Here is an 18,629-nt window from a genome sequence, read left to right as displayed (position 1 = left end):
TAAGGCGGGAGCGAATATCGAATAACGTGGGGTGGGGAAGTAAATAAACACCCGGCGGTATTAAATTGGTGTTTTGAAGCAGAAATAAAACCCGTGTTTCCACGGGCGAAGCCGATTTAATACAATTTTTGTTCGATATGTTCCCCGGCATCAATAACCCGGAAGATTTTCCATTGTCCGTCTTCCTTGCATGTCCAGACCTGCAGATGCGCCAGCTTGTTATCTTCTATACCCAGCCAGACATCGAGCTTAAGATTATCCCCATCAGGATACGCCGGAGAAACTTTCAGGCGTGGGATCCACGCCGGATCATAATCCTGGCTGTAGGTGAAATAGTCGGCTCCCAGCAACTCCTGTTCAGGCATATTATAGATAGCTGCAATGCGGGCCAGTAATTTACCGGAGACCCACTTGTGCATTTTCTCCATTTTGGCCATTTCATCCGGCGGTGTTTTATCTAATTCATGCAGATAAAAGGTATAGAATTCCGTAATATTTTTCTGCACATCGGTGGCAGTATTTGCGCTGGCGAAGGGCAGATAACACGCGAGCAATAATGAGATTATTAAACGCATCAGTTCTTCCTGTAGATAGTATAAGAAGGGTGAAGTCTGCGATAACCCGGCCCCGGATACATGTCTCGTTGTTTAAAATCTGAGTACCATGTTTTACCATCAAACATGGTCATATGTCCGATACCGTTCCCCCCAATATAGGGCTGAATAATGGCAACATCGCCTTTCTCTGGTGTTGCCGTTTGCGGTAAGGCGACAAATCCAGCTTTCAGCAATGAGTCGCCATAATCTTTCGCATACCGCGTTTGTATAAGGTTGATGCCGCCAGCAGCTATCGCCAGTCGAGTGTATTTTGCGCATTCAGACCGGGATTTTGTGCCTGCATGTTTCACCAGATAATCCACCGCAGCAGATCTATCCCATCCCATAAAATTCCCTTTGAAAAAATGAAAACCACAAGATAACAAGGCGTTGTCATGCTACATCGGGCTATTTTTCGCGGAATAAGATTTATCCTGGTTGAGAGAGGAGAGGCAGGAAAGCCGCCTGGTGTTCTGCGTTGTTCGGTCGTGGAAGGAAGATGAAGCCAGATTTGTTCAGGTAAGAGGTAAACGCGTAATTATTGCAATCAAGAATAATTCCTATTAACGTTTGTCCCGTTCATTTGACCTTTCAGCCTGGCAGCGAAGACTGCGGTGCTGATGCACAGGGAGTATGCGTAATGCATCGTCGTTTTTATGCCGCGCGCCTGGCCGCGCTGGTTGTGCTGCTGCTTTGTTCGAAAACCGTTTTTTCACGGCCTGATATGACCCCGCTCGGGCCGAATATCGCCGATAAGGGGTCGGCATTTTACCATTTTGCCGTCAATACTTTTGATTCCACCGACGGCAAGCGGCATTACAAAGTGTGGACCGCGATACCGAAAAAAAGTCCTCCCGCGGCCGGTTATCCGGTGCTGTATCTGCTGGATGGCAATGCGGTAATGGACAAGCTTTCGGAGCCGCTGTTGCAGAAATTGTCAGAACGCGATCCGCCGGTGCTGGTGGCGGTCGGTTATCAGACCGATCTGCCTTTTGATCTGACGGCCAGGGCCTACGATTACACACCTGCCGCAGAAGGAGAGCCGCAAAATCTGCGTGGCCGTCAGGGCGGTGGCAGCGCGCTTTTCCGTCAGTTGCTGGAAACCACCATCGCGCCGCAGGCCGAAAAAGGCGTTGCGGTAAATCCGCAGAAACGGGCGCTGTGGGGGCACTCTTACGGCGGGTTATTGGTGCTGGAGAGTTATCTCTCATCGACATTTTTTAGCGCTTATTACTCGGCTGTACCTTCGCTGGAGCGGAACAACTTTACGTTGCTCAAAGCGATGGGCAGGTTGCCGAAAGCGTCATTCAGCCATAAATCGCTGTGGTTTCTCGAAGGTGATGGCGACCGCAAGGCCAATGATGAAAACGCCACGTCCGGTGTATTAAGCGCTATACAACACAGGGTTTCCCGCCTGCGCGCTGATGATTTGCCGGTTACGTATTTGCTCTATCCTGGGCTGACGCACGGCGCGATGTTTGACGTGTCGATGAAGGCGGCAATATTGCATATGTCCGGCGAGGCGCTGCCCGCATCGCATTAAAAAAGGCCGCGCCTGCGGCCTTCGCTTTATCGAGCTGCGGCGAAAATGAGTTCAAAAATCGTGGCGGGAATGCAGTCATCTTTGATGAATTCTTCGGGCGCAGCGGTGTTCTCTTTGAAATGCGCCAGCATGTTATCCACCGCCTGCGCTTCATCTTCCGCGTCGGTTTCAAACGGCATTGTATGCAGTCTGCCTGCTCAATACAGGGCAATGTAAAAAAACGATACCGTACTTCTTTGTTCTCAGATCGTGGTACGGTGAACTTTTGGGCGAGACGACAGAAGAGAAACCAGCATGATAGCGACACAGGAATGGCGTAAAGAGGGTTATCTGATCACCACCGATAAAGAGAAGCAGGATATCGCGGCAATCCACCGTTATTTGACCCGTTCCACATGGGCGGCAGGTATCGATCGCGAAACGGTGGCTATCTCCGTACAAAACAGCCTGAATTTTGGTCTTTTTCACAACGGTGAGCAGATCGGTTTTGCCCGGCTGGTGACGGATTACGCCACGTTTGCTTATCTTTGCGACGTATATGTGCTAGAGGAGTATCAGGGGGAGAAGCTGGGCCGCTGGCTGATCGCCTGCTGCCACGCGCATCCGGTTTTCGCGAAATTACGCCGGATCGTGCTATTTACCTCCACCGCCCCCTGGCTGTACGAGAAGTTCGGCTATCAACCGGTTAACCGGCAAAATTACACCTGGACCATCGCCCGGCCAGATATTTACCAGAACGCCAAAAAACCTGCCGATCAATCTGAGCGTTAATTTAGGGTGACCGCGCGGGCGGGGCAGTTATTCCGGCGTGCGGTAGTTCTTCTCCATTTCATCCAGCGCGGCCTGGTTTTCCAGCCCCCACTGATACATCTGTTCGATCGGTTCGGCAAAGGTTTTACCCAGTGACGTGAGCCGGTAATCCACCCTGGGCGGCACTACGTCATAAACGTGGCGCACGATCAGCCCGCGTTGCTCCAGCTCCTTTAGCGTCTGAAACAGCATCTTTTTCGAAATGCCTTGCAGGCTACGTTGCAGTTCGCCGGTACGGGCGCGTCCTTCCGGCCAGTGATACAGCGCATGCAGCACCATGGTGCTCCATTTCACTGAAAAAAGATCCATCAAACGACGCGGCGGCGAATCCGCATAGAAAAAGAGTTTGCCGTCGACCCAGGCTGGCATGGCGATCTCCCCACGTTATGGTCACCAAATGGTGACTACTATCAATATCGAACCATGAGGATTATAGTCTGCCGCCTTCAGTCAGCCAACGCCTGTTCTCATGGAGGCACTATGAAAATCAATGCATTAGTTGCACGCGATGCGGCTAACCCTCTGACTTCCGGCACGATTAATCTGCGCCCGCTGCAACAGCAGGACGTGAGTATCGAGATCCTTTACTGCGGCGTTTGCCACTCGGATCTGCACATGGCGCGTAACGAATGGGCGGTGAGTCGCTATCCGCTGGTGCCGGGGCATGAAATCGTCGGCCGCGTGGTGGCAACCGGCGCGGCGGTAACGAAATATCAACCTGGCGATATCGTTGGTGTCGGTGTGATGGTCGATTCCTGCCGTGAATGTCACTTCTGCAAACAGCAGGAAGAGCAGTATTGCGAAACGGGCTTTACCGCCACCTACAACGGCATCGATAAATATACCGGCGACAGTACCTGGGGCGGTTATGCGCAGCGCGTGGTTGTCGATCAGCACTTTGTCGTTTCTGTACCGAAAAACTTGCCGTTGGCGGGCGTTGCGCCGCTGCTCTGCGCTGGGGTCACCGTCTGGTCGCCGCTGCGCCATTTCAACGTTAAAGCTGGCGATGCGGTGGGCGTCGTCGGCCTTGGCGGGCTGGGGCATATGGCGGTGAAACTGGCGAGCGCGATGGGCGCAGAAGTGACGCTGTTTACCACCTCGCCGGAGAAGGGCGCCGATGCCCGCCGCCTTGGAGCAACGCGCGTTGTCGTTTCCCGCGATGCCGCGCAGATGGCCGCCTGCCAGACCTCGCTGGATTTTATTCTTGACTGTGTTGCCGCACCGCACGATCTCGATCCATATCTGGCCACCTTAAAAACCAATGGCCGCCTGGTGCTGGTTGGCATTCCGGATCGGCCACACGCCGCGCCGGACATTACGCCCATGGTTTTTCGTCGCCTGAGCATCAGCGGTTCATCGATTGGCAGCATTCAGGAAACTCAGCAGATGCTGGACTTCTGCGGCGAACATAACATCACCGCTGATATCGAAATGATTAACGGTGAAGAGATTGAAATGGCGTTTGCCCGCATGCTGAAAGGCGAGGTGAAGTATCGCTTTGTTATCGATATGCAGGCCACGCGCTGGTAAAACCGTTCTAAGTGAGCAGCGCTGTAAAGGGAAAAACGATGCGGGCGGCAATTATTAAGGTTCTGGCGGGGCTGTTCTATGTGGCGATCGCCTTTTTTATCACCGGTGCCGTCAGGCCTGTCGATAGATTCTGGCTGTGGTCATCGGACAGGCTTTTTGATCTGCTCTGGCAGCACAAGATCCTTGCCGATACCTACGAATGGGGCATGGATCCGGCAAGCACTTTCATGCTGGTGCTGATTGTGTTGGTTATTGCCTGGGGCTTAGCGCGAGGTGTAAAAGGGGTGCGGACAATCCTCGGGCGCTGAACCCCGCGCTTCACCAGCCGTATTCTGAGTAGGGCTGCCCCGCGATAATCTGCTGAACCGCCTGCCGGACATACGGGATAGTGTTTTGCGGCAAATCCTCAATGGCCTGCCAGTGCATATCGCCGTGCTTGTCCGGCTCGGCAATGTGTGGTTCGCCTTCCCAGCGGGTGCAGGTAAAAAAATGCCCCATCCATGAGCGGTCTTCCGTGCGGACATGCATCGAATGGCTTAAGCGAAGATCCTGCGGGGCAATCAGCACGCCGCTCTCCTCTTTGGCTTCTCTGGCCGCTGCCGTCGCCAGCGTTTCATTCTCCTCCAGCCCACCGGCAGGCAGGCTGTACCAACCGTCCATCCAGCCCGTGCCGGTGCGTTTCAACATGCAGATATGATTTTCTTTGCGCAGCAGGACAAAAACGGCAACCGACAGGCAGTATCTTTCTCGCGTCATCTTTTCACCAGGTTTGCAGAAAGCTGTATATAAATACAGTTTTCTGCCGTTTTCAAATCCTTTTCGCTGCTCCGCTTTCCTACACCATCCCATTATTACCATGGCGCAAAAACGCCGGGCGCTGGTTCAGCCGCGCAAACCACGCGTCGATAGCCGGCACCTCCGGATGTTCAAACGGCGTCATTTTCCAGCGGTTCACCGATAGCCCCAGCACCACATCTGCCAGGGTAAAGGTATCGCCCGCGGCAAAGGCGCCGGTGCGTTGCAGTTGCTGCTCCAGAATGGAGATGCAGTGGTTCCACTCTTTGATACCCGCCTCAATGGTTTTTGGATCGTTAAAGGCCGGGTTTTTGCGCGCCAGCGCGGGGAAGACATAGCGCCAGGCGTTGTTAAACTCGGTGGCCTGCCAGTCCATCCAGTGCTCCACAATGGCGCAGGCCTGCGGTTCGGCAGGTAACAGATCGCTGCGCCCCGTTTTACGCGCCAGATAGCGGCAAATCGAGTTCGATTCCCACAGCACAAACTCATCATCCAGCAGAACGGGCACCATGGCGTTCGGGTTCAGTGCGCGGAATGCGTCGGTCTCGGTCGAAGCAAAACCGCTGCCGTAATCTTCCTGTAAATAATCCAGCCCCGCTTCCTCGCAGGTCCACAACACTTTACGCACATTGATAGAAGAGGTTTTGCCAAGGATTTTGAGCATATATAAACATCCGTCTGCGTGATTAATCGTTTAAAAACAATACACCAGTCGAATGTATTCCCGCCACTTGCGCTGTAGCACCAGCATGGTGCAGTGCCTTGTTGTGGCTCACCAAAACAGGGATAGCGTAACGCAACAAATCGCTAACGTTATGACGATAAAGCAAAAACAACCTGGCACAGCGCTTGCAAATGCGAGAGGGCAGTGCAACACACAATTTGAAAATAGCTGGCTAGGGTTCCGGTTCACTTCGGTGAATGACTGGTCCAAGAGCTGGCGACCTCTGCGAGGTTACACGGCGGGACAAAAACCCGGGAGACAGCAGCACCAATGGGTGTCGCGCTGCCCCCTAACTTTGTGCCAATCAGAGGTCAAGAATGAAGAAATCTCCATTGTTCCGCTCTCTTGTGTTGTCGCTGGCGATGCTGGTCAGTCTCCCCACCTTTGCCGCCGTGAAAAAAGAGTTCAACGTCTGCTGGACCATTTACGCCGGATGGATGCCGTGGGGCACCATCAGCAGTAGCAAAATCATTGATAAATGGGCCAGCAAATACGGTATCAAGATCAATGTCGTGCAACTGAACGACTATATCGAATCCATCAACCAGTACACCGCCGGCCAGTTTGATGGCTGCACCATGACCAATATGGATGCGCTGACCATTCCGGCTGCGGGCGGCGTTGACAGTACGGCGCTGATCCTCGGCAGTTACTCCGAAGGCAACGACGGTGTCGTAATGAAAGGTGAGGGCAAAACCCTCAAAGATTTGAAAGGGATGAAAGTCTACCTGCCAGAACTCTCCGTTTCTCACTATCTGCTGGTGCGCGGGCTGGAAAAAGCCGGGCTGGCGGAGAAAGACGTCACCGTGGTGAACACCTCCGATGCGGATATTGTCTCGGCGTTTGGTACGCCAAATGTGCAGGCTGCCGTCGCCTGGAACCCGCAGCTCTCCGTGATTAAAGCCACGCCGAAAACCACCGAAGTCTTTAGCTCCTCGCAGGTGCCGGGCGAGTTGATCGACATGATGGTGGTCAACAGCGCCACCCTGAAAGATAATCCGGCGCTGGGTAAAGCGCTGACCGGCGCATGGTATGAAATGATGGGGCTGATGAAAGCGCAGGACGCCACGGCGCTTAATTCGATGGCCGCCGCTTCCGGTACCGATCTGGCTGGTTACAAGGCGCAACTGAAAACCACCCACCTGTTCTACACCCCGGCGGACAACATTGCTTTTGTGACGTCAGCGGAGCTGGCGAAAACCATGCAGCGCGTTGCGTCATTCTCCTTTGAAAAAGGCCTGCTCGGCGATGGTGCGCAGAGCGCGGATTTTATCGGTATGACCTTCCCCGGCAATGTTACGCAGGGCGATGCGAATAACGTGAAACTGCGCTTTGACGACAGCTTCGTGAAGATGGCCGCTGCCGGCAAGCTGTGATAACTGACGGAGTTCGCCATGCGACAAATTAATCGCCATCCCACCTCTGGCATGCGGACGCTGCTGATCCTGCTGCCTTTCGTCCTGCTGCTGGCCGCCTATTTTATGGGCTCAGCAGTACGGCTGGAGGCCAATCCACAGGACAAGCTGCTGCCCGGTCTGCAACAGATGCTGGATGCACTTTCACGGATGGCGTTTACCCCGGATAAACGCAGCGGCGAATACCTGTTCTGGATGGACACGCTGGTGAGCCTCGGCCGCTTGCTGATGGGCCTTGCTATCGCCTCGGTGATTGGTCTGTGCATTGGCATCACCGCCGGCGTTTTCCCGCTGTGGCGGGCGTCGTTGTCGCCGCTGATGACGGTGCTGTCGATGATCCCGCCGCTGGCGATTTTACCGGTGTTGTTTATCGTTTTTGGCCTCGATGAGCTGTCGAAAGTGATGCTGATTGTCATTGGCATCACGCCGATGCTGGCCCGCGATCTGGAGCAGCGCGCCTGCGAAATCCCGGCGGAGATCCTGATCAAAGCGCAAACCCTCGGCGCCAATAGCTGGACGCTGGTGCTGCGGGTGGTGTTGCCGCAGTTGCTGTCGCGCCTGCTGATGTCGCTGCGTCTGCTACTGGGTTCGGCGTGGCTGTTTCTCATCTCGGCAGAGGCGATTTCCTCAACCGCCGGGCTGGGCTACCGCATTTTCCTTGTGCGTCGCTATATGGCGATGGACGTCATTATCCCGTACGTCTTGTGGATCACGTTGCTGGCGTGGCTGATGGATCTGGCGCTGCGTCAGTTACACAAAACCTGTTTTCCCTGGGCGGAAGGAGGGAAGGCATGAGCTTTATCACTATCGACAATATCTGGCAGGAGTACGGCGACCACGTGGTGCTGGAGCGCCTGAACTTGCAGGTGAAAGAGGGGGAGTTTTGCTCGATGGTCGGCGCGTCCGGCTGCGGCAAATCAACCTTTCTGCGCCTGCTGCTCGGCCAGGAAAAACCGAGCCGCGGCGTCATCACGCTGGAGGGAAAACCGCTGAGCGCCGAACCGGACAGCAGCCGTGGCGTGGTGTTTCAGCGCTACTCGGTGTTCCCGCACCTCACGGTGCTGGATAACGTCGCCATTGGCCTCGAACTGCCGCAATCTCCGTTTTTTGGGCGGTTCTTTGGCGCGAAAAAACGCGCCGCCCGCGAGCAGGCCAGAGAATTGCTGGAAAAAGTCGGTCTTGGCCACGCGCTGAAGAAATATCCGGCACAGCTCTCCGGCGGTATGCAACAGCGTTTAGCCATTGCTCAGGCTTTTATTATGCAACCGCGCGTCCTGCTGCTGGATGAGCCGTTTGGCGCGCTTGACCCCGGTATCCGTAAAGAGATGCATGCACTGTTGCTGCAACTGTGGAGTGAAACCCGCATGACGGTCTTTATGGTGACTCACGATCTTTCGGAAGGCTTCAACCTCGGCACCCGCCTGCTGGTGTTCGACAAGGTGCGTATTGATCCGCAGGCACCCAACGCTTACGGCGCACGCATCACCTATGACATCCCGCTCAACGAAACGCGGCTCTCCGCGATGAGCGGTGCGAAGCCCGATAACGTCTACGCATTAAGGAGATAATCCTGTGAATCCAACTTCTGTTCTTCGTGACGAGATCCTGCCTGGCGGCGGCCATCTCTCTTTTATCCTCAAACGCGGGCAGATCCTGCGCATGACCGACATCGAAGGCGGCGCAAACGTCAGCCTGATGATGCTCAACGCCCATGAAAAAAGTGAGCGTCTGAACCTGCCGGATACCCTGAAAGGCCAGCACACCGCACGCCTGACGGCCGGGCACTGTTTCTACTCGGATATGGGGCGCGTGCTGGCGGGCATCACCGCTGATACCAGCGGCTGGCATGATCCCTTTGGTGGCGTACTGAACGCGGCCGAAGTGGCGGAAAAGTACGGCCAGGGGCGCTACCAGGAGCTGCGTAACGGCTTTTTCCGCAACGGTGCGGATAACCTGCTGGTGGAGATGGGCAAGTGGGATCTCAACCTCGAAGATCTGCTGATGGTGGTTAACTTCTTCAGCAAAGTGTCGGTTGATGACCACGGCCAGTTCACCTTCCACAGCGGCCATTCTCAGCCGGGAAGCTATGTTGAACTGTTTGCGCCGATGGATGTGCTGGTGGTGCTGACCGCGCTGCAACATCCGATGGACCCTTCCCGCGAGTATGCGCCGCGCCCGGTACAACTGAGCTGGCGGCAGGCCGACGATGAGCAGGCGATGATCAACGCCCTGCTGACGCGCCCGGAAAACAGCCGCGCCTTCACCAATACCCAACTTTTCGCCCTGTAAGGAGCCGCACGATGACAGTTGCCAGCGAAAAACAAGCCCAACATGCCGTTTTCCGCCATGTGATCCCGGCGGGTGAACCGTATCTGTTTGAAGTGAAAAAAGGTCAGACACTGCGTTTGCTGGATCTGGAAGGAAATCAGGCCATTGATACGCTGTTCTACAATGCGCAGAACCCGCGTGAACGCTACGATGCCCAGCGCACGCTGCGTCGGCAGAACAACGCCTATCTCACCAGCGGCAGCGTGCTGTACTCCAACCTTGGCAACCCGCTACTGACCATTGTCGCCGATACCTGCGGTCGCCACGACACCCTTGGCGGCGCCTGCGCGCAGGAGAGCAACACCGTGCGTTATGCGCTGGATAAACGGCACATGCACAGTTGCCGCGATAACTTCCTCTGCGCCTGCCTGCACGATGGCCGCCTGCAAAAGCGCGACATTGGCGCAAACATCAACTTCTTTATGAACGTGCCGGTAACGCCACAGGGCGGGCTGACGTTTGAAGATGGCATCTCCGCGCCGGGGAAATATGTTGAACTGCGCGCCGAGTGTGATGTGATTGTACTGATCTCTAACTGCCCACAGCTCAACAACCCGTGCAATGGCTGGAATCCGACGCCTGCGGAGGTGCTGGTATGGAATTGACGCCAACTCGCTGGCAGCGCCTGCGCCTGGCGCTTTACCACCTCTGCGCGGTACGCGCCGGACGCATCCTGCTGTAATCGCATTTTCCCCATGGACGACCATGCGGTGAGCCAATGTTCGGCGGGACGACCCGCCACGATTGAGTCTGACCTATGTTTACGAAACTCCTGATCGCCAACCGCGGGGCGATTGCCTGCCGCATCCTGCGCACCTTGCGTGCCATGCAGATTGGCGGCGTTGCCGTCTATTCCGATGCCGATATCAGCAGCCTGCACATCCGCGAGGCCGACGAAGCGATTAGCCTCGGCGATGGCCCGGCAGCAGGCACCTATCTGGTGACGGAAAAAATCATTGCCGCCGCCCGCGAGAGCGGGGCACAGGCTATTCATCCCGGCTATGGTTTCCTCTCTGAAAACGCGGCCTTTGCCGAAGCTTGCGAAGCGGCGGGCATTGCCTTTGTTGGCCCGACGCCTGCGCAACTGCGCGTTTTCGGCCTGAAACATACCGCCCGCGCGCTGGCGAAAAAACAGGGTGTGCCAATGCTGGAAGGCACCGAACTGCTGGCGGATGTGGATGAAGCGCTGCGCGCCGCAGAAATCGTCGGTTACCCGGTGATGCTGAAAAGCACGGCGGGTGGCGGTGGTATCGGGATGCGCGTCTGCACGACGGCGGCTGAATTACACGACGCATTCGACGCGGTGGTGCGGCTGGGGAAAAACAACTTCAGCGACGCGGGGGTCTTTATTGAGAAGTACATCGCCCGCGCCCGCCATCTGGAAGTGCAGATCTTCGGCGATGGCGCAGGCGAGGTGATTGCCCTTGGCGTGCGCGATTGTTCCGTGCAGCGTCGTAACCAGAAAGTGCTGGAAGAGACGCCTGCGCCAAATCTGCCTGCGGGCATGGAAGAAGCGCTGTGCAGCGCGGCCATTAAGCTCGGCAAAGCGGTCAACTACCGCAGCGCGGGCACGGTGGAGTTTGTCTACGACAGCGAAGCCAAACGGTTTTACTTCCTTGAAGTGAACACCCGTTTGCAGGTTGAGCACGGTGTGACCGAGCAGGTGTGGGGCGTCGATCTGGTGGGCTGGATGATTGCGCTCGCCGCCGGAGAACTGCCGCCGCTGGCGCAGCTTCGCGACAGCCTGACACCCAGCGGCCACGCGATTCAGGCGCGGGTTTATGCGGAAGATCCTGGCCGCCAGTTCCAGCCATCTCCCGGTTTACTGACTGACGTGGCATTTCCGGCGGACGATCGCCGGACATTGCGCATCGATAGCTGGGTGGAATCCGGCTGTGAAGTACCGCCGTTCTTCGACCCGATGCTGGCGAAAATCATCGCCTGGCAGCCCACGCGTGAGGCGGCGGTGCATGCGCTGCACGACGCGCTGGGCGCAACCCGTTTATACGGCGTGGAGACTAACCGCACCTATTTACAGCAGATCTTAACCTTTGCCCCGTTCGCCTGCGGTGAACCCTGGACGCGCTGCCTTGAAGGGCTGACGTATCAGGCGTATACGCTGGAGGTGCTGAGCGCCGGGACGCAAACCACCGTGCAGGATCACCCCGGGCGCGTGGGATACTGGGCGGTGGGTGTGCCGCCATCCGGCCCGATGGACAGCCGCGCGCTGCGTCTTGGCAACCGTCTGCTGGGCAATGATGACAACGCGGCGGCGCTGGAGATCACCCTGAGCGGCCCGACACTAAAATTTAACTGCGATGCGCAGGCGGTTGTCACCGGGGCGGATATTGCGCTAACGCTCGATGGCGAGCCGCTGGCGATGAACTGTATCTTCACGCTGCGGGCGGGGATGACGTTGCACATCGGCGACATCAGCGGTGACGGTGTGCGCAGCTACCTCTGCCTGCGCGGGGGATTGCAGGTACCAGAATACCTGGGCAGCAAAAGCACCTTCACGCTGGGGCAGTTTGGCGGCCATGCCGGGCGCGCGCTGCGTACCGGCGACGTGCTGCATCTGGCGCCATTAACGGCACCATGCCGCGAAACGGCGCTGCCGCAGGCGTTGCATACGCCGCTTTCCCCGGTGCGTGAGCTGCGGGTGATTTATGGCCCGCACGGCGCGCCGGAGTACTTCACCCCGGCGTATATGGCAACCTTTTTGGCGACCGACTGGGAAGTGCATTTCAACTCCAGCCGCACCGGCGTGCGCCTGATAGGCCCGAAACCGGAGTGGGTGCGCGACAGCGGCGGCGAAGCCGGGCTGCATCCTTCCAATATTCACGACAACCCGTATGCTATCGGCGCGGTGGATTTTACCGGTGACATGCCGGTGATTCTCGGTCCGGACGGCCCGAGCCTCGGCGGTTTTGTCTGTCCGGTGACCATTATCGAAGCGGATTTACCGGCCGTCGGCCAACTGAAAGCGGGCGATAAAGTGCGTTTTATCCCGGTGGATATCGCCACTGCGCGCCGTCTGGCGCAGGCGCAGGAAGCGCAAATCGCCAGCCTCACACCGCAGGAGGTGGTATGGCAACCCGTGGCGTTGGCTTCGCCGATCGTCCTGAACTGCGGCGAGGCGGATAAGCGCCTGGTGGCGCGGCTTTCCGGCGATACGCATCTGCTGCTGGAGATCGGCGAGCCGGAGCTGGATCTGGTGCTGCGTTTTCGCGCCCACGCCTTAATGCGGGCGCTGGAAGCCCTGGCGCTGCCGGGGGTAATCGATCTGACGCCGGGCATTCGCTCGCTGCAAATTCACTACCAGCCGGAAGCGCTGGGGCTGGCGCAACTGCTGGAGACGGTGGCCGGGTTGTGGCAGGGCGTGTGTGAGCGCCAGGATCTGGATGTGCCGTCGCGCATTGTCTGGCTGCCACTCTCGTGGGACGACCCGGCGTGCCAGAAAGCCATCGACAAATATATGACCACCGTGCGCCGCGATGCGCCGTGGTGCCCGAGCAACCTGGAATTTATCCGCCGCATTAACGATCTGGCGAATATCGATGAAGTCTATAAAACGGTATTTGACGCCAGCTATCTGGTGATGGGGCTGGGCGATGTCTACCTTGGCGCGCCGGTGGCGACACCGCTCGATCCGCGCCACCGACTGGTGACCACCAAGTACAACCCGGCGCGCACCTGGACGGCGGAAAACTCGGTCGGCATTGGCGGCGCGTACCTTTGCGTGTATGGCATGGAAGGGCCGGGCGGCTACCAGTTTGTCGGGCGGACACTGCAAATGTGGAATCGTTACCATACCGTGGCGGATTTTGCCGGTAAGCCATGGCTGCTGCGCTTCTTCGATCAGATCCGTTTTTATCCGGTGTCTGCCGATGAATTGTTAACCATTCGTCGCGACTTCCCGCTCGGGCGTTATCCGCTGCGCATTGAGCACACCACGCTGAAGCTGGCGGAGTATCAGCAGTTTCTCGCCGATGAAGCGCAAAGTATTGCTGCTTTCCGTGCGCAACAGCAGGGCGCTTTCGCCGCCGAACGCGATCGCTGGATCGCCAGCGGCCAGGCGCATTTCGACAGCAGTGAAGCGCTGGCGGAAGAGGGCGAAGATGCACCGTTACAGCCGGGGCAACAGGGCATCGACAGCCCGATCTCCGGCAACTTGTGGCAGGTGAATGTCACGCCGGGCAGCCAGGTTCGCGCAGGCGATGTGCTGGTGGTGCTGGAGTCGATGAAGATGGAGATCCCGCTGCTTGCCGCCCACGATGGTGTGGTAAGCCAGGTGCGCGTGCAGCCGGGCAGTTCGGTGCGTGCAGGTCAATGTGTGGTGGTTCTGGAGAAAACAGCATGATGCAGCCATTTGATTTACGCCTTGATGTTCTGGCGCAGTCTTACCGCGACGGCCATTTAACGCCGCGCGACGTGATAGCGACGCTGCGCACGCGGGCGCTGGCGTTGAATCCGGAATTCAACACCTTTATTTATCTTCTCAGCGCGGCGGAACTGGAACCGTATCTGGCGGCGCTGGACAACGTGCCGCCTCAGTCGCTGCCGCTGTATGGCGTGCCGTTCGCCATCAAAGACAATATCGATCTGGCTGGCATTCCGACCACCGCCGCCTGCCCGGCATTTGCGTATACCGCAGAACAGGATGCGACCATCGTTGCGCAACTGATTGCGCTGGGCGCGGTGCCGCTGGGTAAAACCAATCTCGATCAGTTTGCCACCGGGCTGAACGGCACGCGTTCACCGTATGGCGTCTGCCGTAATAGTGTGCATGCCGATTATCCGGCAGGTGGCTCCAGTGCCGGATCGTCGCTGGCGGTGGCGCTTGGGCTGGCAAGCTTTGCGCTCGGCACGGATACCGCAGGCAGCGGGCGTGTTCCGGCGTCGCTCAATAATCTGGTTGGCCTGAAAGCGACCAAAGGGTTGATCTCCACGGCGGGTGTGGTACCGGCCTGTCGCACGCTCGATTGCGTGACCTTTTTTACCGCTACCGCCGCCGAAGCCAGCCGTTTACTGGCGCTAACAGCAGTGAAAGACGTGCGCGATGCCTACAGCCGCAGTAACCCGGCGTGGAACGGCGCGCAGGCCTTTGGCGCGCCGCAGCCGGGTTTCCGTTTTGGCGTCCCGGCTACGCTGGAATTCCTCGGCTGCGCAGAGAGTGAGGCGCTGTTTTATGCGGCAAAAGCGCGGCTGGAGTCGCTTGGCGGCGTGCCGGTGACGCTTGATTTCGCCCCGTTTCTTGCCGCTGCGCGCCTGCTGTATGAAGGGCCGTGGGTGGCGGAGCGCTACCACGTCGTCGGGCCGCTGATTGAAAAACAGCCGGATGCGGTGCTGCCGGTGATCAAGGCGGTGCTGAGCAAAGCGCCCTCCACCGATGCGGTGGCGACCTTTGATGCACAATACCGCTTACAGGCCTACAAAGCGCAGTGCGACGCGCTGCTTACCGGTCTGGACTGCGTCCTGACGCCGACCTATCCGCGCCCGGTGACGCTGGCGGAGCTGGCTGATGAACCGGTAAAACGCAATGCCGATCTCGGTTACTACACCAATTTTATGAACCTGCTGGATTACGCCGCTGTTGCGGTGCCAAACGGCATGATGGCCAACGGCCTGCCTTCCGGCGTTACGCTGTTTGGCCGCGCGTTTACCGATCAGTATCTGCTGAGCCTTGCCGATGCGATGCAGCGCAACGCGTCGCTGGCCTTGCCCGGCGGGCGGAAAATGGCGGCTACCGTTCCGGTAAATACCGCGAGCCACGATCGGCTGGCGCTGGTGGTGTGTGGCGCGCATCTGGACGGGCTGGCGCTTAATGGGCAATTGCGTCAGCGGGGCGCGACTCTACTTAGCGCCACCCGCAGCGCGCCGCGTTATCGGTTATATGCGCTGGCAGACGGTAAACGGCCAGGCATGGTGCGTGATGAACAGCAGGGTACGGCGATCGACGTGGAAGTGTGGGAACTGCCGCACAGCGAAGTCGGCTCTTTCCTTGCTGGTATTCCGGCGCCGCTTGGGTTGGGTAAAGTCGAGCTGGAAGATGGTCGCTGGTTGAGCGGATTCATTTGTGAAAATTATGGCTTGCAGGGGGCGCAGGAGATCACGTCTTACGGAGGATGGCGCGCCTGGCTGGCTTCCGGTTTGTAAAGGATTGTCAATATCGATTAATTATTGACCGCGTGCATGATTTTGTGCAAATAGCAGCCATACTATTAACTTACCCCATTGGCTGACAAGGGAGGAAATATGTATGAGCTTTGATGAACTTGTTCGTCGCTTGTTGACGAAGTTGACTGCTGCCAGAGCGGACCTTGCGGCCTACACCCAGATGAGGAAGGCAAAAGGTTATATGTCGGTCAGCGAAAACGATCGTCTGCGTGAACGTCTGTTTGCCCTGGCGCTTGAGATTCGTGATAAAGGAGAACGGCTGAATGAAATGCCGGATCGCGAATCGCGGGGTGCGTTGTACCGCGCCGAAGAGGCGCTCTCTTCAGCGGCGGTTTGCCTGATGAGCGGGCGACAGGATTGCCCAACGTATATCTCTGTGAATGCCGACAAACTCGAACGTTCACTGAATGTGCTTGATCATGCCATTCTCTACCTTAACGAGCATTCACCGCTCGAAGAGGCCTAAGCTTAAGGGGGAGGGAACTCCCCCTTCTTGTCTGTCCGTTTTCTTTCATGCCGAATGTATAAATTCTGTAAACCTGCGTTTCATTTCTGCGCCCCGGTCTACCCTTTACTCTGCGAAGCTGCTGAATAAAGGAGAGCCCGATGCGCCGTCTTCCCCTGTTGCTGCTGTTTCTTTCCGTCCCGGTATGGGCTGAGCCCGCGGCGGTGAAGGTTGATGTTCTGCAAGGCAAACTTGATCACCCCTGGTCGCTGGCATTTTTGCCCGATAATCACGGCATGCTAATTACTTTGCGCGGCGGGCAACTGCGTTTGTGGCAGGCCGGTAAGGGGCTTTCCGATCCGATAAGCGGTGTGCCGAAAGTGTGGGCGCACGGGCAGGGCGGCTTGCTGGATGTGGTGCTGGCGCCTGATTTCGCCCAGTCGCGCCGGGTGTGGTTAAGCTATGCGGAAGTGGACAAAGAGGGCAAAGCCGGTACAGCAGTCGGTTATGGCCGCCTGAGCGAGGATTTCACCCGTCTGGAGGCATTTCAGACGGTGTTCCGCCAGCAGCCGAAACTCTCAACCGGCAACCACTTTGGTGGTCGGCTGGTGTTTGACGGCAAAGGCTATCTGTGGATTGCGCTGGGTGAGAACAACCAGCGCCCGACGGCGCAGGATCTGGATAAATTGCAGGGCAAACTGGTACGGCTGACCGATCAGGGGAAAGTGCCGGATGATAACCCGTTTGTCAGCCGCAAAGATGCCCGTCCGGAGATCTGGGCATATGGCATTCGTAACCCGCAAGGAATGGCGATAAACCCGTGGAGCAATGCCCTGTGGTGGCACGAACATGGCCCGCGCGGCGGTGATGAAATTAATATTGCGCAAAAAGGCAAAAATTATGGCTGGCCAATTGCCACCTGGGGCATTAACTATAGCGGGCTGAAAATCCCCGAGGCGAAGGGGCAGATTGTGCCTGGCACCGAACAGCCGATCTTTTACTGGCAGAAATCCCCGGCGATAAGCGGCATGGCATTCTATAACGCCGACACGTTCCCGCAGTGGAAAAACAAACTCTTTATTGGCGCGCTTAAAGATGAAGATGTCATCGTGATGAGTGTTAATGGTGACAAAGTTACGGAAGATGGCCGCATTCTTACCGATCGTAAACAGCGTATCCGCGATGTGCGCGTGGGGCCGGATGGTTACCTTTACGTGCTGACGGATTCATCGGACGGCGAGCTGTGGAAAGTGCGTCCGGCTTCGTGAAGAGGGGGAATGGATTCCCTTTTTCGCTTTTTCCTGGTTAAAACGCAGTATTAGATAATAACTATATTACGGTGTTCTATAATGTCTGCCTTTTATATTTGTTAAAATAAACCTTTACGCCTTTCTCTATTTATATAGCGGTTGGCTATCTGGCGCCTTTTATTTAAGTGTGCGGATAAAGTGCCGATAACTGAATATCCGAGAAAAGATGGCGTAAAGGAGAGGTAATAATGAATGTGCATACTGTTCCGCATACGGCAACCGATATTTATGAATTGATTGCCCGCATTGGTAATGTGACCCGGGTGTTAAGAACCAGCCTGCGTGAGCTGGGGCATGATATTACTATTGCTGAAATCGCCCACTCTATTCCCGATGCGCGCAGCCGTTTGCAATATGTTGTCGATTTGACGGCGCAGGCCTCCGGTAAAACGCTTAATTTGATTGAGCAGACGCAGCCGTTGCAGGAGCGGCTCAGCAAAGAAGCCAGCCAGCTACTGTCACAATGGGATGGTATTAAAGAGAGCGATGGCATTGACGGTATGATGGCGCTTGCCCGCGCAACGCGCGGCTGGCTTGGCGCGGTGCCGCTTTGTACCGATGCCACCAAAAACTATCTGCGCGATATTATGCTGGCGCAGGATTTTCCGGATACCACCGCGCGCATTATTGTGCGCATGATGGCGCTGCTGGAGAATTTAGAAAAACAATTCCTCGCGGTCTTATTAGACAGCGTACCGCAGGAAAGCCGGGCGACGCTGACCAGAGAGAAAGAACACGCCGCACATTTGCCTGCGGCTTCCACACAAGATGATATTGATGAGTTACTGGATAGCCTTGGTCTGTAATCAGTAATTGTTCTGCATTATGAAAACCCTCAGGTGATGTAAAAGCTGTTTTATTTGCTGTTATTTATTCTGGATGCAATGGTTCATTGCATCCTTTTTTATTTCTGCGGGATAATAACTTTGTGCACAGGAGCATAATAAAACAGGCGA

The 18,629-nt window shown here is 56.7% G+C and carries 20 protein-coding genes and 1 riboswitch; of the genes, 14 read left to right on the top strand and 6 right to left on the bottom strand.

What is annotated here, in order from left to right:
* Nucleotides 1-116 precede the first annotated feature (116 nt).
* Together DK872_RS03105 and DK872_RS03100 are read right to left on the bottom strand one after the other, a co-directional pair.
* Nucleotides 117-575, bottom strand: a complete 459-nt coding sequence (locus DK872_RS03105; protein ID WP_007374046.1) for a YbjP/YqhG family protein — start codon at nt 573-575, stop codon at nt 117-119.
* Nucleotides 575-943: a hypothetical protein gene (locus tag DK872_RS03100; RefSeq protein WP_007374047.1), complete on the bottom strand. Its 369-nt coding sequence runs from the start codon at nt 941-943 to the stop codon at nt 575-577. The genes DK872_RS03105 and DK872_RS03100 overlap by 1 nt, the downstream gene beginning before the upstream one ends.
* Nucleotides 944-1,236: 293 nt before the next feature.
* Here DK872_RS03100 and DK872_RS03095 point away from each other — a divergent pair, with 293 nt between their 5' ends.
* The gene (locus DK872_RS03095; protein WP_007374048.1) at nt 1,237-2,139 is read left to right on the top strand and encodes an alpha/beta hydrolase; all 903 of its coding nucleotides are present in this window, start codon (nt 1,237-1,239) and stop codon (nt 2,137-2,139) included.
* Between the two features lie 26 nt (nt 2,140-2,165).
* Here DK872_RS03095 and DK872_RS27290 read toward each other — a convergent pair whose 3' ends face one another.
* On the bottom strand, nt 2,166-2,318 hold the full coding sequence (locus DK872_RS27290; protein WP_007374049.1) for a hypothetical protein: 153 nt from the start codon (nt 2,316-2,318) through the stop codon (nt 2,166-2,168).
* A gap of 115 nt (nt 2,319-2,433) precedes the next feature.
* Here DK872_RS27290 and DK872_RS03090 point away from each other — a divergent pair, with 115 nt between their 5' ends.
* The gene (locus tag DK872_RS03090; protein ID WP_072438517.1) at nt 2,434-2,910 is read left to right on the top strand and encodes a GNAT family N-acetyltransferase; all 477 of its coding nucleotides are present in this window, start codon (nt 2,434-2,436) and stop codon (nt 2,908-2,910) included.
* Nucleotides 2,911-2,937: 27 nt separating this feature from the next.
* Here the strand turns inward: DK872_RS03090 and DK872_RS03085 are convergent, their stop codons facing one another.
* Nucleotides 2,938-3,318 carry a helix-turn-helix domain-containing protein gene (locus DK872_RS03085; RefSeq protein WP_035885898.1) on the bottom strand — a complete coding sequence of 127 codons (381 nt, stop codon included), beginning with the start codon at nt 3,316-3,318 and terminating at the stop codon, nt 2,938-2,940.
* Between the two features lie 111 nt (nt 3,319-3,429).
* Between DK872_RS03085 and DK872_RS03080 the strand changes: the two genes are divergently transcribed.
* Both DK872_RS03080 and DK872_RS03075 read left to right on the top strand, forming a co-directional pair.
* Nucleotides 3,430-4,479: an NAD(P)-dependent alcohol dehydrogenase gene (locus DK872_RS03080; RefSeq protein WP_007374052.1), complete on the top strand. Its 1,050-nt coding sequence runs from the start codon at nt 3,430-3,432 to the stop codon at nt 4,477-4,479.
* A 38-nt stretch (nt 4,480-4,517) separates the two neighbouring features.
* Nucleotides 4,518-4,787, top strand: a complete 270-nt coding sequence (locus DK872_RS03075) for a hypothetical protein (protein WP_079518185.1) — start codon at nt 4,518-4,520, stop codon at nt 4,785-4,787.
* Between the two features lie 10 nt (nt 4,788-4,797).
* On the opposite strand, the gene DK872_RS03070 is transcribed toward DK872_RS03075, so the two are convergent.
* Together DK872_RS03070 and DK872_RS03065 are read right to left on the bottom strand one after the other, a co-directional pair.
* A complete protein-coding gene (locus DK872_RS03070; RefSeq protein WP_072438522.1) occupies nt 4,798-5,235 on the bottom strand; it encodes an NUDIX domain-containing protein in 438 nt (145 codons plus the stop codon).
* 79 nt (nt 5,236-5,314) lie between these two features.
* Nucleotides 5,315-5,938 carry a glutathione S-transferase family protein gene (locus DK872_RS03065; RefSeq protein ID WP_072438524.1) on the bottom strand — a complete coding sequence of 208 codons (624 nt, stop codon included), beginning with the start codon at nt 5,936-5,938 and terminating at the stop codon, nt 5,315-5,317.
* Between the two features lie 221 nt (nt 5,939-6,159).
* A riboswitch (guanidine-I (ykkC/yxkD leader) is annotated at nt 6,160-6,258 on the top strand.
* Nucleotides 6,259-6,315: 57 nt separating this feature from the next.
* On the opposite strand from DK872_RS03065, the gene DK872_RS03060 reads away from it, so the two are divergent.
* The 10 genes from DK872_RS03060 to DK872_RS03015 all read left to right on the top strand — a co-directional run bounded on the left by DK872_RS03060 (nt 6,316) and on the right by DK872_RS03015 (nt 18,479).
* A complete protein-coding gene (locus DK872_RS03060; protein ID WP_007374056.1) occupies nt 6,316-7,374 on the top strand; it encodes a putative urea ABC transporter substrate-binding protein in 1,059 nt (352 codons plus the stop codon).
* Between the two features lie 18 nt (nt 7,375-7,392).
* Nucleotides 7,393-8,208 carry an ABC transporter permease gene (locus DK872_RS03055; protein ID WP_007374057.1) on the top strand — a complete coding sequence of 272 codons (816 nt, stop codon included), beginning with the start codon at nt 7,393-7,395 and terminating at the stop codon, nt 8,206-8,208.
* Complete coding sequence (locus DK872_RS03050) at nt 8,205-8,981, top strand: ABC transporter ATP-binding protein (protein WP_072438526.1); 777 nt, start codon at nt 8,205-8,207, stop codon at nt 8,979-8,981. Before DK872_RS03055 ends, DK872_RS03050 begins: the two co-directional genes overlap by 4 nt.
* A gap of 4 nt (nt 8,982-8,985) precedes the next feature.
* On the top strand, nt 8,986-9,702 hold the full coding sequence (locus DK872_RS03045) for an urea amidolyase associated protein UAAP1 (protein ID WP_007374059.1): 717 nt from the start codon (nt 8,986-8,988) through the stop codon (nt 9,700-9,702).
* A gap of 11 nt (nt 9,703-9,713) precedes the next feature.
* Nucleotides 9,714-10,346: an urea amidolyase associated protein UAAP2 gene (locus tag DK872_RS03040; RefSeq protein WP_007374060.1), complete on the top strand. Its 633-nt coding sequence runs from the start codon at nt 9,714-9,716 to the stop codon at nt 10,344-10,346.
* Nucleotides 10,347-10,498: 152 nt separating this feature from the next.
* Nucleotides 10,499-14,101: an urea carboxylase gene (gene uca / locus DK872_RS03035; protein WP_161518019.1), complete on the top strand. Its 3,603-nt coding sequence runs from the start codon at nt 10,499-10,501 to the stop codon at nt 14,099-14,101.
* Complete coding sequence (gene atzF / locus DK872_RS03030; protein WP_161518018.1) at nt 14,098-15,897, top strand: allophanate hydrolase; 1,800 nt, start codon at nt 14,098-14,100, stop codon at nt 15,895-15,897. Before uca ends, atzF begins: the two co-directional genes overlap by 4 nt.
* Before the next feature lie 103 nt (nt 15,898-16,000).
* On the top strand, nt 16,001-16,384 hold the full coding sequence (locus DK872_RS03025; protein ID WP_007374064.1) for a biofilm formation regulator BssR: 384 nt from the start codon (nt 16,001-16,003) through the stop codon (nt 16,382-16,384).
* A 140-nt stretch (nt 16,385-16,524) separates the two neighbouring features.
* The gene (locus tag DK872_RS03020; protein WP_090397186.1) at nt 16,525-17,631 is read left to right on the top strand and encodes a PQQ-dependent sugar dehydrogenase; all 1,107 of its coding nucleotides are present in this window, start codon (nt 16,525-16,527) and stop codon (nt 17,629-17,631) included.
* Between the two features lie 230 nt (nt 17,632-17,861).
* Nucleotides 17,862-18,479, top strand: coding sequence for a protein phosphatase CheZ (locus DK872_RS03015; RefSeq protein WP_079518182.1), 618 nt, complete (start codon nt 17,862-17,864; stop codon nt 18,477-18,479).
* The last annotated feature ends 150 nt before the right edge of the window (nt 18,480-18,629 follow it).

It is taken from the genome of Kosakonia sp. MH5, from assembly GCF_009935945.1.
In the GTDB taxonomy this organism is placed as follows: domain Bacteria; phylum Pseudomonadota; class Gammaproteobacteria; order Enterobacterales; family Enterobacteriaceae; genus Kosakonia; species Kosakonia radicincitans.
The sequence above is the reverse complement of the archived record's forward strand: the minus strand, read 5'-3'. Positions and strand labels throughout refer to the sequence as shown.

What these genes read in the sequence shown, in the direction of transcription:
- DK872_RS03080 (WP_007374052.1), top strand. Translation starts at nt 3,430, where the DNA reads ATGAAAATCAATGCATTAGTTGCACGCGATGCGGCTAACCCTCTGACT.
- DK872_RS03060 (WP_007374056.1), top strand. Translation starts at nt 6,316, where the DNA reads ATGAAGAAATCTCCATTGTTCCGCTCTCTTGTGTTGTCGCTGGCGATG.
- DK872_RS03050 (WP_072438526.1), top strand. Translation starts at nt 8,205, where the DNA reads ATGAGCTTTATCACTATCGACAATATCTGGCAGGAGTACGGCGACCAC.
- DK872_RS03015 (WP_079518182.1), top strand. Translation starts at nt 17,862, where the DNA reads ATGAATGTGCATACTGTTCCGCATACGGCAACCGATATTTATGAATTG.
- DK872_RS03065 (WP_072438524.1), bottom strand. Translation starts at nt 5,938, where the DNA reads ATGCTCAAAATCCTTGGCAAAACCTCTTCTATCAATGTGCGTAAAGTG.
- atzF (WP_161518018.1), top strand. Translation starts at nt 14,098, where the DNA reads ATGATGCAGCCATTTGATTTACGCCTTGATGTTCTGGCGCAGTCTTAC.
- DK872_RS03095 (WP_007374048.1), top strand. Translation starts at nt 1,237, where the DNA reads ATGCATCGTCGTTTTTATGCCGCGCGCCTGGCCGCGCTGGTTGTGCTG.
- DK872_RS03090 (WP_072438517.1), top strand. Translation starts at nt 2,434, where the DNA reads ATGATAGCGACACAGGAATGGCGTAAAGAGGGTTATCTGATCACCACC.
- DK872_RS03105 (WP_007374046.1), bottom strand. Translation starts at nt 575, where the DNA reads ATGCGTTTAATAATCTCATTATTGCTCGCGTGTTATCTGCCCTTCGCC.
- DK872_RS03070 (WP_072438522.1), bottom strand. Translation starts at nt 5,235, where the DNA reads ATGACGCGAGAAAGATACTGCCTGTCGGTTGCCGTTTTTGTCCTGCTG.
- uca (WP_161518019.1), top strand. Translation starts at nt 10,499, where the DNA reads ATGTTTACGAAACTCCTGATCGCCAACCGCGGGGCGATTGCCTGCCGC.
- DK872_RS03055 (WP_007374057.1), top strand. Translation starts at nt 7,393, where the DNA reads ATGCGACAAATTAATCGCCATCCCACCTCTGGCATGCGGACGCTGCTG.
- DK872_RS03020 (WP_090397186.1), top strand. Translation starts at nt 16,525, where the DNA reads ATGCGCCGTCTTCCCCTGTTGCTGCTGTTTCTTTCCGTCCCGGTATGG.
- DK872_RS27290 (WP_007374049.1), bottom strand. Translation starts at nt 2,318, where the DNA reads ATGCCGTTTGAAACCGACGCGGAAGATGAAGCGCAGGCGGTGGATAAC.
- DK872_RS03100 (WP_007374047.1), bottom strand. Translation starts at nt 943, where the DNA reads ATGGGATGGGATAGATCTGCTGCGGTGGATTATCTGGTGAAACATGCA.
- DK872_RS03025 (WP_007374064.1), top strand. Translation starts at nt 16,001, where the DNA reads ATGAGCTTTGATGAACTTGTTCGTCGCTTGTTGACGAAGTTGACTGCT.
- DK872_RS03085 (WP_035885898.1), bottom strand. Translation starts at nt 3,318, where the DNA reads ATGCCAGCCTGGGTCGACGGCAAACTCTTTTTCTATGCGGATTCGCCG.
- DK872_RS03040 (WP_007374060.1), top strand. Translation starts at nt 9,714, where the DNA reads ATGACAGTTGCCAGCGAAAAACAAGCCCAACATGCCGTTTTCCGCCAT.
- DK872_RS03075 (WP_079518185.1), top strand. Translation starts at nt 4,518, where the DNA reads ATGCGGGCGGCAATTATTAAGGTTCTGGCGGGGCTGTTCTATGTGGCG.